Genomic DNA, 11,896 nt, shown 5'->3' with positions numbered 1-11,896 from the left:
GCGGCGGCGCCACGGCCGGGGCGCCGGTCGGCACCGGGACGCCGGCAGGTTCGCGCGCCGCGTTGGCGGTGATCGCCGCGATGTCGACCACGACGCGCGGATCGATGAACACCAGCGAACGCGGGCGCACGTCGCCGACCAGGATCGGCAGCATCCACAGGCGGATTTCGGCGCGCGGCACGTCGACGCCGATGCCGTCGCCGCGATCGACGGTGATGTCGGAGAGCGCCACGGAGAGGCCGTCCTGCAGCGACCAGTCGAGCCGGGCCGACCCGACCCGGGTGCGGCCGCCGGCGCCGATCAGCTCGCCGAGCACGGTACGGGCGGCATTGGCGGCGGTCTCGATCTCGACCGGTCCGTGGGCGACCAGGGCGGCGGTCGCGGCCGCGCTCGTCGGCGGAGCTCGTTGTCGATGTCATGCTGCGTTCGTCACCACGCTGATCGGGGCCTCCCGGATCGGCGCCGTCGACGCCTCGTTCCATGAACCAAACCCGCGAAGTCTCGGAATCGTTCCGTCGAATCGTTCCGTCGTCGAATCCGTCCGCCGATCGGTTACACGTTTCGCCGCGTCCGGTCGAACCACCTTGTGGGGCGGCCCTGCTCGGCGCTAGGCTCGCGTCGCGGCGGCGCTCTTCGCCCGGACGGAGCCTGCGACTCTTCTCGACCATCCCATCACGACGAAAGGAAGGCGGCATGTCCCTGACCCTCGGAGCCGAGGCGCCCGACTTCACGCTGCCCGACGATCGCGGCGGCGAGATCCGCCTGTCGGCCCTGCGCGGCGCGCCGGTCGTGGTCTATTTCTACCCGAAGGACGACACCTCCGGCTGCACCCGCGAGGCGGTCGAGTTCACCGCCCTGCTGCCGGAGTTCCGCCGCCACGGCGCGGTGGTGATCGGCGTCTCCCCCGATGCCCTGCCGGCCCACGCCAAATTCCGCGCCAAATACGACCTCGGCGTCGAACTGGCGGCCGATCCCGACAAGGCGGTGCTGGAGGCCTGGGGCGTGTGGGTCGAGAAGTCGATGTACGGCCGCAAGTACATGGGGGTCGAGCGGACCACCGTGCTGATCGATGCCGCCGGCCGCATCGCCGCGATCTGGAACAAGGTCAAGGTCCCCGGCCACGCCGATGCGGTGTTGGCCAAGGTCGCCGCCCTGGCCGGTTGATCGACCGGAGTCCTGCGACGCCTCCCGGAGGGAGCGAGCCATGCCCGAGCTGCCCCATGCGCTGATCGCCTTCGCCGGCTATTTCGGCGCGGCGATCGCCTTCGCCATCGCCTTCGTGGTGATCTACACGCGCCTGACTCCGCACCGCGAATTCGAGCTGATCGTCGTCGAGCACAATGCCTCGGCGGCGCTGGCCCTCGGGCTCAGCCTGATCGGCTTCGTGATTCCGCTCGCCCGGGCAATGGCCCAGGCCGAGTCGATCGTCGAATTCTGCATCTGGGCGGCGGTGGCGCTGGTGGTGCAGATCGCCGCCTTCCTGGTCGCGCGCCTCGCCCATCCCGACCTGTCGCGGGCGATCGAGACCAATACGCTGGCCGCGGCGATCTGGCTCGGCGCGGTGTCGCTCGCCGCCGGGATGCTGTCCGCGGCGGCGATGACCGAGTGAGGTGACCATGCCTCGCACCCGCAAGCCCGAATTCGGCCGACGCGCGCCGCCGGCCCTGCATCGCCCCGAGGGCCTGCCCGGCGGCCAGCAGCCGGCTTCGCCGACCCGCAAGCGCACGCTGGTGCTGTCGCTGGTCGCCGCCGGAGCGGTGGCGGCGGCGGGCGCCCATTTCGCCGAAGGCAGTCGGGCGAGTGGCTGCACGCCCGCCCCGTCGGCGGGCGCGGCCGGCGCGACCGTCGCCGGCAGCCCGGCCTTCGATCCGCTCGGACCGACCCCGGCCGACCCTTGCACCTCGTCGCGCGGCGGGTCGGGCGTCGCCCATTGGTATCGGCCGTGGTCGTAGTCGTCCGGTTGGGGCTCGTCGGGCACCTCGAGCTGGAGCTGGGGCGGATCGTCGTCCAGCGCCGGATCCTCGAGCGCGACCCATGTCGCGGCGGTGCCGGTCTCGGCGCCGTCGACGGCGGTGCGCGGCGGCTTCGGGTCGTCGGGCGCCTTCCACATCTCGGGGGGCAGCTGATGAAGCGCCTGCGCCTGCGCCCGCGCCCCGACGCGGCGGCCCGCCATGCCGAGATCGGCTTCGACTTCGCCGAGATCGACGGCACCCCCTATTGGGACGAGAGCGTCGCCTATCGCTTCACCCTCGCCGAGATCGAGGACGACATCGAGGCGCCGACCGCCGAGCTCGCCGCGCTGTGCGAGGATCTGGTCGACCGGGTGGTCGCCGACGAGCGCCTGCTCGCCAAATTGCGCCTGCCGGCCGCCTCATGGGACGCCATCCGGGCGAGCCGCCGCCGCGGCGATCCCTCGCTCTACGGCCGCTTCGACCTCGTCTACGACGGCCACGGCCCGGCCAAGCTCCTCGAATTCAACGCCGATACCCCGACCGCGCTGTTCGAGGCGGCGGTGGTGCAATGGACCTGGCTGTCCGACGGGCTGGAGAGCGGCTTCCTGCCGGCCGGCGCCGACCAGTACAATTCGCTGCACGAGAAGCTGATCGAACGGCTGCGGACCATCGTGGTCGGCGGATCGCTCCATCTCGCCGGCATGACCGGGGCGCGCGAGGACGCCGGGACGCTCGCCTATCTCGCCGACTGCGCCACCCAGGCGGGCCTCGCCGCGGCGGTGCTCGACGTCGCCGAGATCGGGCTATCCGGCGACCGCTTCGTCGATCTCGCCGACCGGCCGATCGACACGTTGTTCAAGCTCTACCCGTGGGAATGGATCTTCGCGGAAGACTTCGGCCGCTCGCCGGGGATGGCGACGACCCGCTTCGTCGAGCCGGCGTGGAAGGCGATCCTGTCGAACAAGGGCATGCTGGCGCTGCTGTGGGAGGCCGCGCCCGGCCATCCCAACCTCCTGCCGGCGTTCTTCGACGACGATCCGCGCCGCGACTCCCTCCACGGGCGCTATGCGCTGAAGCCGCTCTATTCCCGCGAGGGCGCCAACGTGATGCTGGTCGACGGCGGCCGCCTCCTCCAGCGCACCGAGGGCAGCTACGGCGCCGAAGGCAGCGTCGTACAGGCGCTGGCGCTGCTGCCGAATTTCGACGGCGGCCACCCGGTGCTCGGCAGTTGGCTGGTCGGCGACGCGCCCTGCGGCCTGGGCATCCGCGAGGATACTTCGCTCGTCACCGGCGACCGCTCGCGCTTCGTGCCGCACGTCATCGCCGACTGATCCGGCGACCCACAAGCAATTATTAACCTTGAGAGATTGTAATCGGCCCGTCCCAATTCCGGTCGGAGACGGCACGCGCGATGACTTCCCCCGAGGATCTGCCCCGCGGCTTCGGCCGACGGCGCGAGCCGCACCGCATCACCATCGTCCACGGCGACCGGGTGCGGGCGTTCCACGTCGATCCGGGTCGGGTCGCGGCGGTGGCCGGGGTGTTGGGCGTGTTCGCGCTCGCCTATCTCGCCGCCACCGGCTACCTGGTGTTCCGCGACGACATCCTGTCGGGCACGATCTCGCGGCAGATCCAGCAGGCCCGCGCCTACGAAGACCGCGTCGCGGCGCTGCGCGCCGAGATCGACCGCATCAACGGCCGGCAGTTGCTGGATCAGGAGAGTTTCGAGGCCAAGATCGACCGCCTGCTCGAACGCCAGACCAAACTGGTCGAGACCCAATCGCGGCTCGGCTCGCTGGTCGACCGCGCCACCGAGGCCGGATTGAAACCGGTGCCGGTGGCCCCCGGTGCGGCGCTGGCGCCGCTGCCCGTCGCCCCCGCCGCGATCGCCCCGCCCAACGAGGCGACCGGCTCGGTGCCCGCGCCGCTCGATCTCGACGCCTTCGCCCTGCCCTTGCGCTCTTCGCGTCTCGAGGGAAGCACCGATCGCCGCCGCGACGATCCCAGTCGCCGCATCGCCGCGGTCGAACGTGCCCTCGACGGCTTCGAGGGTGGTCAGAGCCGGGCGCTCGGCCGCCTCGCCGACCTCGCCGAGACCAAGACCCGCAAGATCACCCGCATCCTCGGCCAGATCGGCTTCCGCGTCGCCGAGGGGGCGCCGAACCGCGCCGCCGGGGCCTCGGGCGGCCAGGGCGGCCCCTTCGTGCCCGATCCCGCCGCCGATCCGGCGGCGCGCGCCGATGCCGCGCTGGTGCGCCTCGGGCTGATCCGTCGCGCCACCGCGGCCCTGCCGCTGGCGCGCCCCCTGCCCGGCGACCCGGCGGTGACCTCGGGTTTCGGCAGCCGGGTCGATCCCTTCCTCGGCGTGCCGGCGCTGCACACCGGCATCGACTTCCGCGCCGACGCCGGCGAACCGGTCCGTGTCACCGGCCCCGGCACGGTGATCTCGGCCGGCCGCCAGGGCGGCTACGGCCTGTGCGTCGACGTCGACCACGGCAACGGCGTGGTCACCCGCTACGGGCACTTGTCGCGGGTCGGCGCCACCGCCGGGCAGAAGATCCGCCAGGGCGAGGTGATCGGCTTCGCCGGCTCGACCGGTCGCTCGACCGCCACCCATCTCCACTACGAGACGCGGGTCGGCGGCGAGGCGGTCGATCCGACCCATTGGATCGAGGCGGGCCGCGAACTCGGGCTGTGAGCCCGGCGTCGCGGCGCAGATACGATTCGGGCGGAGATCGCTCCCCGCCCGGCTCGAAACGCGCGTCGAATCGTCGGCTCAGTCGATGTCTTCGACCGCGGCGACGGCGCCACCCTTCACCCGGGCGGCCAACGAGGCTTCCATGAACGGATCGAGGTCGCCGTCCAGCACCTTGGCGGGATCGGTGGTCATCACGCCGGTGCGCAGGTCCTTGACCATCTGATAGGGCTGCAGGACGTAGGAGCGGATCTGGTGACCCCAGCCGATCTCCGACTTGGTGGCGTTCTCGGCGTTGGCCTTCTCTTCGCGCTTCTTCAGCTCGACCTCGTAGAGGCGGGCGCGCAGCATCTCCCAGGCGGTCGCCCGGTTCTTGTGCTGCGAGCGCTCGGCCTGACAGGCCACCGCGATGCCGGTCGGGATGTGGGTCAGGCGCACCGCCGAATCGGTGGTGTTGACGTGCTGGCCGCCGGAGCCCGACGAGCGGTAGGTGTCGACCCGGATCTCGGACTCGTTGATGACGATGTCGATCGAATCGTCGACCACCGGGTAGATCCACACGCTGGCGAAGGAGGTATGGCGGCGGGCGTTGGAATCGAACGGCGAGATGCGCACCAGACGATGGACGCCCGACTCGGTCTTGAGCCAGCCGTAGGCGTTGAGACCCTTGATGCAATAGGTCGCCGACTTGATGCCGGCCTCTTCGCCGTCCTGGTTTTCCAGCGCCTCGACCTTGTAGCCGCGCCGCTCGGCCCAGCGCACGTACATCCGCGCCAGCATGTTGGCCCAGTCCTGGGACTCGGTGCCGCCGGCGCCGGCATGGATTTCGAGGTAGGTGTCGTTGGAATCGGCCTCGCCCGACAGCAGCGCATCGACCTGACGCTTGGCGACGTCGTGACCGAGGTCGCGGATCGCCGTCTCGGCCTCGGCGATGGTCGCCTCGTCCGATTCCATCTCGCCGAGCTCGAGCAGGGTCAGATGGTCGTCGATCTCACGCGCAATGGCCCGCACCGTGTCGATCGACTTGGTCAGCTGGTCGCGTTCGCGCATCAGCTTCTGCGCGCGGGCCGGGTCGTTCCAGAGATCGGGGGATTCGGACAGGGCGTTGAGCTCGTCCAGTCGTTTCAGCGCGACATCCCAGTCAAAGATGCCTCCTCAGCAGGCTGAGCGCCTGCTGGATCTCGTCCACGATGGACTGGATCTCTGCCTTCATCGGTGTTCACCTCGAAATACGCCGGTTCGGATCGCCGCCCGGGAAAGGCGCGGACCATAGCGACGGGTCGCGGCCGTGTAAACGGCGGCACCGGCGGCGCGCCGCCCGTGCCGTCGGAGGTCACAGCGAGAAGCGGTATTCGGTGCGCTGACGATAGAGTTCGCCCGGGCGCAGCACCGCGCTCGGGAAGCTCGGCTGGTTGGCGGCGTTCGGCCAACGCTGCGGCTCCAGGCAGAAGCCGGCGTTGGGGCCGTAGCGGCGCTCGTCGAGGCCGGGCACCGACACGTCGAGGCCGGAGCCGTCGTAGAGCTGGATCCCCGGTTCGGTGGTCCACACCTCGAGGGTCACCCCGGTCTTCGGTCCCCGCACCCGGGCGGCGAGGCGCGGCAGCGGCACCGGCGCCTCGGCGAGGGCGAAATTGACGTCGTAGGCCACGCGGGTGCCGTCGACCTCGCGCCGGATCGGCCGGGGCGCGCGGAAATCGAAGTCACTGCCGGCCACCGGCAGGATCTCGCCGGTCGGGATCAGATCGGGGCGCGACGGCGTGTAACGGTCGGCGAAGATCGTCGCCTCGTGGTCGAGGATCGAGCCGGTGCCGTCGAGATCGAAATAGGCGTGGCCGGCGATGTTGACCAGCGTCGGGCGATCGGTGGTCGCCTCGATCTCCATCACCAGATGGGTGCCTTCGAGCGTGTAGGTGGCGCTGATCCGCACCAGGCCGGGGTAGCCCTGATCGCCGTCGGCGTCGACGAGATCGAAGCGCACCCGATGGTCGTCGGCGAAGCCGATGTCCCACACCCGCTTGTCGTAGCCGAGCGGGCCGCCGTGCAGCTGGTTCTCGCCCTCGTTGAGCGCGAGCTGGTACTCGACGCCGTCGAGGGTGAAGCGGCCGCCGGCGATGCGGTTGGCGCAACGCCCGCACACCGCGCCGAAATAGGGCGAATGGGCGACGTAGTGCTCCAGCCGGTCGAAGCCGAGGATCAGCGGCAGCGCGCCGTTCGGCGTCATCAGACGGATGTCGCGCAGCGCCGCGCCGCGGTCGAGGATCGACACCGCGAGCGGGCCGCCCTTGCCGAGCTCGACGTCGTGGACGACCCGCCCGTCCCTCAGAGTTCCGAACGGTATCACGGACATGGGAGGCCTCCCTCGCGTTGCGCCCGGCCGGGCTCGCGCCACTCTAGCCGGCGGCGACGTCGGTTCAATCGGTAGATCGCCGCAGGGCGGTGCGCGGGCCGGCGCGGCGTCAGGCCGCGCGGCCGACCTGGACGACCTCGCGGGTGCGTTCGAGGAAGCGGGCGACGGTGTCCTGGAGCCGGCGGTTCTGGTCGGCGAGCACGTCGGAGGCGCCGGCCACCTCGATCGCGACCCGACCTGTGGCGCCGGCGGCTTCCGCCACGGTCACGACATTGGCGGAGACGTCGTCGGTGGCGGTGGAGGCCATCTGCATCGAGCGGGCGATTTCCTGAGTGGCGGCGCTCTGCTCCTGAACCGCCGCGGCGATCACCGTGGCGGCGTCGGAGATCTCGCCGACGATGCCGGTGATGCCCTCGATCGCCGCCATGCAGCGCGCCGAGCGATCGACGACGGCGCGGATGCGGCCGGAGATTTCTTCCGTCGCGGTGGCGGTCTGACCGGCCAATGCCTTGACCTCGATCGCCACGACGCCGAAGCCGCGACCGGCCTCGCCGGCGCGCGCCGCCTCGATGGTGGCGTTGAGGGCGAGCAGCTTGGTCTGTTCGGCGACACCGCGGATCATCTCGACGACCCCGGCGATGTCGCCGACCGCCGCGGAGAGATCACCGATCGCCGCGCGCGATTCGGCGACACGGTCGGCGGCGCGGTCGGAGATGCGCAGCGCTCGCTCCGACTGACGCGAAATGTCTTCGACGGCGCCGGTCAGTTGTTCGGTGGCGGCGGCGACCGAGGCGACGGTGACCGAGGTCTCTTCGGCCGAAGCGCCGATGGTGGTCGAGCGCGCCTCGGTGTCGGCGGCCGAGTCGCGCATGGTCACCGCCGAGCGCGACAGGCCGACCACGGCGCCACCGAGCGCCCCGGCGACGCCGCCGACGGTGGTCTCGAACTCGGTCATGACCGTGCCGAAGGCCACCAGACGGCCGTCGATGGTGTCGACCGCCTCGTTCATGGTGCGGGCGGCGGCCCCGAACACCCCGACCATGCCGCGCTCGACGATGCGGCGATGGCGGGCGCCGTCGCGCACGCAGGCGAGCGTGGCGCGGGCCTCGCGGACGAAGGCGTCGGAGGTGTCGAGCAGGCGGTTGACGTCGCGGGCGAGCCGCGCCACGGCACCGCCGTCGGGCAACAGCACGATGCGGCGCTCGAGATCGCCGCGGGCGGCGTGGTCGAGTACCTCGGAGATGAGCGCGAACGAGGTTCGCGCCCGGCGCACCTGCGACAGGCAGGCGCCGGCCAGCAGGGCGGCGACCAGGGCGGCGACGGCGACGGCCGGGCTGCCGACGACGGCGCCCTCATAGACCGCGACGGCGGCGAGCAGGACGGCGAGCCCCGCCGCCAGTCCCTCAGCGCGCGAGAGAGAAGACGAATTCGTCATAGCCGATCCTCAGGTCGCGCAGGGTGGCGTGGAGCGCCGCGGTGGAGGCGGCGAGCCCGGAAGCACGATCGGCAGCGGCGTCCTCGATCGATTTCAGGCGGGCATAGAGCGGGGTCACCGCGGCGATCGCCGAACGGTCGGGAACACGACGATTGGAGTGATAGCCGACGATGCCGCCGTCGGCGGCGAAGGACGGCGTGATGTGGGCGAACACCCAGTAGTGATCGCCGGTCGCCGCCATGTTGAGCACATAGGCGAAGATCTCGTCGCCGCGGGCGATGGTGTCCCACAAGAGCTTGAACACCGCGCGCGGCATGTCGGGGTGACGAATGATCGAATGGGGCTGGCCGATCGCCTCGTGTTCGGCGAGACCGGCGATCTCCAGGAAGATGTCGTTGGCATAGGTGATGACGCCGGCCGTGTCGGTCTTGGAGACGATCACCTCGTCGAGAGCGAAGGTCCGCTCGATGCCGGTGGGGCGCACCGTGGCGGCGAATTTCCGCCGCGCCGGGGGCCTGGGGGAGGTTTCCGATCGTTCGCCGCGCCCGAATGGCATCGCTCTCTCCGAAATGACGTGACGGCACTCTCCGGCGCGCAGAGTGAAGAACTCACTAACATCTACGGGAAATTCTTCGGTTCACACCGCGGTGCTGCCCTGCGTGGCGGCTTGGGCTCGACGATGGGGTCGTGATGCGGACGTGAGCCGACGGCGGCAGACGCCGATTCGTCGAAGATTCGAGACTCGGAGAAAATGTCAGGCGTTTCGCCGAGCAACGGGGTGGGATGCGGCGAATAGTCCGCTCGCTCCATTCGGATCCGCCACATTTCATCTCGGCCGGAACGGACGCACGTCTTCGCCGATCGGCGTCTCCCGCGCCGGCCGTGCCGATCTTGCGGCGGCGCTCGTCAGCTCTCGGCCAGTGCCGCGGCGAGACGGCGCCAATGGTCCTCGGGTCCCGGCAGACCGAATCGCAGCAGCGTCGGGTCGTGGGGGAAGCGGCGGACGTGGACGCCGGCGGCGGCGAGGCGGTGGCGGACCGCCGAGGCCTGCGGATGGGAGACGAGGCGGAACAGCGCGGTGCCGCCGACCGGGGTGAAGCCGGCGTCGGCGAGCAGGCCGTCGAGGCGCTCGGCGGCGGCGGCGAGCCGGCGGCGGGTCTCGGCCAGCCATTCCGCATCGTCGAGGGCGGCCTGCCCGATGCCGATCGCCGGGCCCGACACCGCCCAGGGGCCGAAGGCGCGGCGGATCTCGGCGGCGAAATGCGGCGCGCCGAGGACGAAGCCGAGGCGCAGACCGGCGAGCCCCCAGGTCTTGCCGAAGGAGCGCAGCACGATCGTCGACGGCGGCAGATCGGCGGCGATGCTGGCGGCGGGATCTTCGACGTCGACGAAGGCCTCGTCGACGATCAGCGTGCCGCCGCTGCTCGCCAGGGCATCGGCGATCGCCGCGAGCGCGGCGGGCGAGAGGCGCCGGCCGTCGGGATTGTTGGGATTGACCACCACCGCGACGTCGGCGCCAACCAGATCGATCGGATCGTCGACCACCATCACCGAGCGCCCGGCGTCGCGCCAAGTGCGGGCGTGTTCCTGATAGGTGAAGCCGAGGATCGCCACGCGGGCGCCGGGAAGCACGCGCGGCAACATCTGGATCGCCGCCTGAGTGCCCGGGGTGGCGGCGACCCGGGCCGCATCGCCGACGCCATAGGCCCGCGCCGCGGCGGCTTCGAGGGTCGCGACGCGGGCCGGTTCCGGCAGGCGGGTCCAGTCGTCGGGATCGAGCGGCGGCAGCGGATAGGGCCACGGGTTGATGCCGGTCGACAGATCGATCCACGGCGTCGGCGCCTCGGGGTGTTCGGCGCGCACTTGCGCGAGGTCGCCGCCGTGATAGACCGGGCTCGCCGCCTGCCCTGCCGTCGCCGTGCGTTCCGGACCGTCCATGTCGCTCGCTCTCTCGCCGTCGTCGACGCCGACCCTCGCGCTGATCGCCCTGGCGATCGAGGCCGCGGTCGGCTATCCCGCCCCTCTCTACGCTGCGATCGGCCATCCCGTCACCTGGATCGGCGCGGTGATCGCTGCGCTGGATCGTCGCCTCAATCACGATGTCGACAGTTTCGCGCGACGCAAGGCGGCGGGCGTCCTGGCGCTGATCGCCGTCCTGGCGCTGACCGGCGGGGTCGCTCTGGCGATCGTCCTGGTCCTGCGGGCGGCTCTACCGGGTGCTGCGGCGCTCGTGGCGGTGGCGGTGGTGGCGGCGAGCCTGCCGGCCCAGCGCAGCCTCGACGTCCATGTGCGGGCGGTCGCCGACGGGCTCGATGCCGGCCTCGACGCCGGACGGCGGGCGGTCGGGATGATCGTCGGGCGCAACACCGGGGTGCTCGACGGGGCCGGCGTGGCGCGCGCGGCGATCGAGAGCCTCGCCGAGAACTTCTCCGACGGCATCGTCGCGCCGCTGTTCTGGACGGCGGTGGCCGGTCTGCCCGGCGGCGCCCTCTACAAGGCGGCCAACACCGCCGACAGCATGATCGGCCATCGGACGCCGCGCCACGAGGCCTTCGGCTGGGCGGCGGCGCGCTTCGACGATCTCGTCAACCTGCCCGCTTCGCGGCTGGCGGCGCTGTGGCTGATGGCCGCGGCGCTGGTCGTGCCGGGGGCCTCGGCGGCGGGGGCGTGGCGCGCGATCCGCCGCGACGCCGGCGGCCACACCTCGCCCAACGCCGGCTGGCCGGAATCGGCGATGGCCGGGGCGTTGGGCTTCGCGCTGGCGGGCCCGCGGGTCTATGGCGAGAGCCTGCTCGACGCCGCGGTGATGGGCGACGGCCGCCGCGACCTCGGCGCCGCCGACATCCGCCGGGCGCTGACGCTCTACCGGGTGGCGCTGGGGATCCAGGCGGCGGTGTTGGCGGTCGTGGCGGTAGCGATCGGGTGAGCGGCGGCGGGCGCGTTCAGGGGACGGCGCCCTGCGGGGACCGCCGAAACTCGACGTCGACCCCCAGGACCGTCTTGCGGTCCGGCGACACGTAGGCTTCCGGCGCGAAAGTCACCACGAGATGGCGGTCGTCGGTCCAGACCGGCGGGCGCTCGAGCCGATCGAGAGCGTTCTCGTCGAAACGCAACACCGGCTGCCATTTGCCGAGCCCCCAACCCTTGGCCCGGCGCATGCGGATCTCGCCGTATTGCTCGCTCATCCCGAGGCCGAAGCCATGATCGCACCAGACGAACGCCACTTCGCGCCGCCCGTCGGGCGAGGGATGACGTGACCGGATCACGTCGACCTGAACATCGAGCGCGAGCCATACCCAGGCCACGGCCCCGGCCGCGAGCGACGCGACCACGGCGATCGGCACCAGGGTCAGGATGGCGAGCATCCGCCCGCCCGAAGATTCACTCGAGGATCTGGTCATCGGGATTGCCGTGAGAGTTGGCAGCTTCCGCTCCGTGCTCACCCGTCGCGGTCGTCCCGCGGGTGC

General features: G+C 71.5%; 13 protein-coding genes. 6 read left to right on the top strand and 7 right to left on the bottom strand.

What is annotated here, in order from left to right:
• Positions 1–316: hypothetical protein (locus tag EYW49_RS16595; protein WP_165498297.1), on the bottom strand; the 316-nt coding region annotated here is incomplete at its 3' end.
• Positions 317–693: 377 nt separating this feature from the next.
• Here EYW49_RS16595 and EYW49_RS16590 point away from each other — a divergent pair.
• The 5 genes from EYW49_RS16590 (at position 694) to EYW49_RS16570 (ending at position 4,650) form a co-directional block, all read left to right on the top strand.
• Entirely contained in the window at positions 694–1,164 is a 471-nt protein-coding gene (locus EYW49_RS16590) for a peroxiredoxin (RefSeq protein WP_131310740.1), read from the top strand.
• Positions 1,165–1,204: 40 nt separating this feature from the next.
• Positions 1,205–1,609, top strand: coding sequence for a DUF350 domain-containing protein (locus EYW49_RS16585; RefSeq protein ID WP_131310739.1), 405 nt, complete (start codon positions 1,205–1,207; stop codon positions 1,607–1,609).
• 1 nt (position 1,610) lies between these two features.
• The gene (locus EYW49_RS16580; protein ID WP_131310738.1) at positions 1,611–1,952 is read left to right on the top strand and encodes a hypothetical protein; all 342 of its coding nucleotides are present in this window, start codon (positions 1,611–1,613) and stop codon (positions 1,950–1,952) included.
• A complete protein-coding gene (locus EYW49_RS16575) occupies positions 1,943–3,283 on the top strand; it encodes a glutathionylspermidine synthase family protein (RefSeq protein ID WP_407695480.1) in 1,341 nt (446 codons plus the stop codon). Before EYW49_RS16580 ends, EYW49_RS16575 begins: the two co-directional genes overlap by 10 nt.
• An 80-nt stretch (positions 3,284–3,363) precedes the next feature.
• Positions 3,364–4,650, top strand: coding sequence for a M23 family metallopeptidase (locus EYW49_RS16570; RefSeq protein ID WP_131310737.1), 1,287 nt, complete (start codon positions 3,364–3,366; stop codon positions 4,648–4,650).
• A 78-nt stretch (positions 4,651–4,728) separates the two neighbouring features.
• Here the strand turns inward: EYW49_RS16570 and prfB are convergent.
• The 5 genes from prfB to cobD all read right to left on the bottom strand — a co-directional run bounded on the left by prfB (position 4,729) and on the right by cobD (position 10,367).
• Positions 4,729–5,860, bottom strand: a protein-coding gene (prfB, locus tag EYW49_RS16565; protein WP_131310736.1) for a peptide chain release factor 2 whose coding sequence is annotated in 2 segments (ribosomal slippage) — positions 4,729–5,790 and positions 5,792–5,860 — 1,131 coding nt in all. Because the reading frame shifts where the segments join, the coding sequence is not laid out codon by codon here.
• A 120-nt stretch (positions 5,861–5,980) separates the two neighbouring features.
• Entirely contained in the window at positions 5,981–6,994 is a 1,014-nt protein-coding gene (locus tag EYW49_RS16560; protein WP_131310735.1) for an aldose epimerase family protein, read from the bottom strand.
• 109 nt (positions 6,995–7,103) lie between these two features.
• The gene (locus EYW49_RS16555) at positions 7,104–8,429 is read right to left on the bottom strand and encodes a methyl-accepting chemotaxis protein (RefSeq protein ID WP_131310734.1); all 1,326 of its coding nucleotides are present in this window, start codon (positions 8,427–8,429) and stop codon (positions 7,104–7,106) included.
• Entirely contained in the window at positions 8,398–8,913 is a 516-nt protein-coding gene (locus tag EYW49_RS16550; protein ID WP_228259650.1) for a PAS domain-containing protein, read from the bottom strand. Before EYW49_RS16550 ends, EYW49_RS16555 begins: the two co-directional genes overlap by 32 nt.
• Positions 8,914–9,335: 422 nt before the next feature.
• Positions 9,336–10,367 (bottom strand): threonine-phosphate decarboxylase CobD, encoded by a 1,032-nt coding sequence (gene cobD / locus EYW49_RS16545; RefSeq protein WP_131310732.1) that lies wholly within the window; start codon positions 10,365–10,367, stop codon positions 9,336–9,338.
• On the opposite strand from cobD, the gene cbiB reads away from it, so the two are divergent.
• Positions 10,366–11,355 carry an adenosylcobinamide-phosphate synthase CbiB gene (gene cbiB, locus EYW49_RS16540; RefSeq protein ID WP_131310731.1) on the top strand — a complete coding sequence of 330 codons (990 nt, stop codon included), beginning with the start codon at positions 10,366–10,368 and terminating at the stop codon, positions 11,353–11,355. The genes cobD and cbiB overlap by 2 nt on opposite strands.
• Before the next feature lie 16 nt (positions 11,356–11,371).
• Here the strand turns inward: cbiB and EYW49_RS16535 are convergent, their stop codons facing one another.
• Positions 11,372–11,830, bottom strand: a complete 459-nt coding sequence (locus EYW49_RS16535) for a hypothetical protein (protein WP_131310730.1) — start codon at positions 11,828–11,830, stop codon at positions 11,372–11,374.
• Positions 11,831–11,896: the final 66 nt, after the last annotated feature.

The sequence above is a fragment of the Siculibacillus lacustris genome (assembly GCF_004328075.1).
In the GTDB taxonomy this organism is placed as follows: Bacteria; Pseudomonadota; Alphaproteobacteria; order Rhizobiales; family Ancalomicrobiaceae; genus Siculibacillus; species Siculibacillus lacustris.
This window is presented reverse-complemented; position numbering and strand designations above follow the sequence as displayed.

Excerpts from the sequence above, each read along its gene's own strand:
- EYW49_RS16590 (WP_131310740.1), top strand. The coding sequence starts at position 694 with ATGTCCCTGACCCTCGGAGCCGAGGCGCCCGACTTCACGCTGCCCGAC.
- EYW49_RS16585 (WP_131310739.1), top strand. The coding sequence starts at position 1,205 with ATGCCCGAGCTGCCCCATGCGCTGATCGCCTTCGCCGGCTATTTCGGC.
- EYW49_RS16570 (WP_131310737.1), top strand. The coding sequence starts at position 3,364 with ATGACTTCCCCCGAGGATCTGCCCCGCGGCTTCGGCCGACGGCGCGAG.
- EYW49_RS16560 (WP_131310735.1), bottom strand. The coding sequence starts at position 6,994 with ATGTCCGTGATACCGTTCGGAACTCTGAGGGACGGGCGGGTCGTCCAC.
- EYW49_RS16555 (WP_131310734.1), bottom strand. The coding sequence starts at position 8,429 with ATGACGAATTCGTCTTCTCTCTCGCGCGCTGAGGGACTGGCGGCGGGG.
- cbiB (WP_131310731.1), top strand. The coding sequence starts at position 10,366 with ATGTCGCTCGCTCTCTCGCCGTCGTCGACGCCGACCCTCGCGCTGATC.
- cobD (WP_131310732.1), bottom strand. The coding sequence starts at position 10,367 with ATGGACGGTCCGGAACGCACGGCGACGGCAGGGCAGGCGGCGAGCCCG.
- EYW49_RS16535 (WP_131310730.1), bottom strand. The coding sequence starts at position 11,830 with ATGACCAGATCCTCGAGTGAATCTTCGGGCGGGCGGATGCTCGCCATC.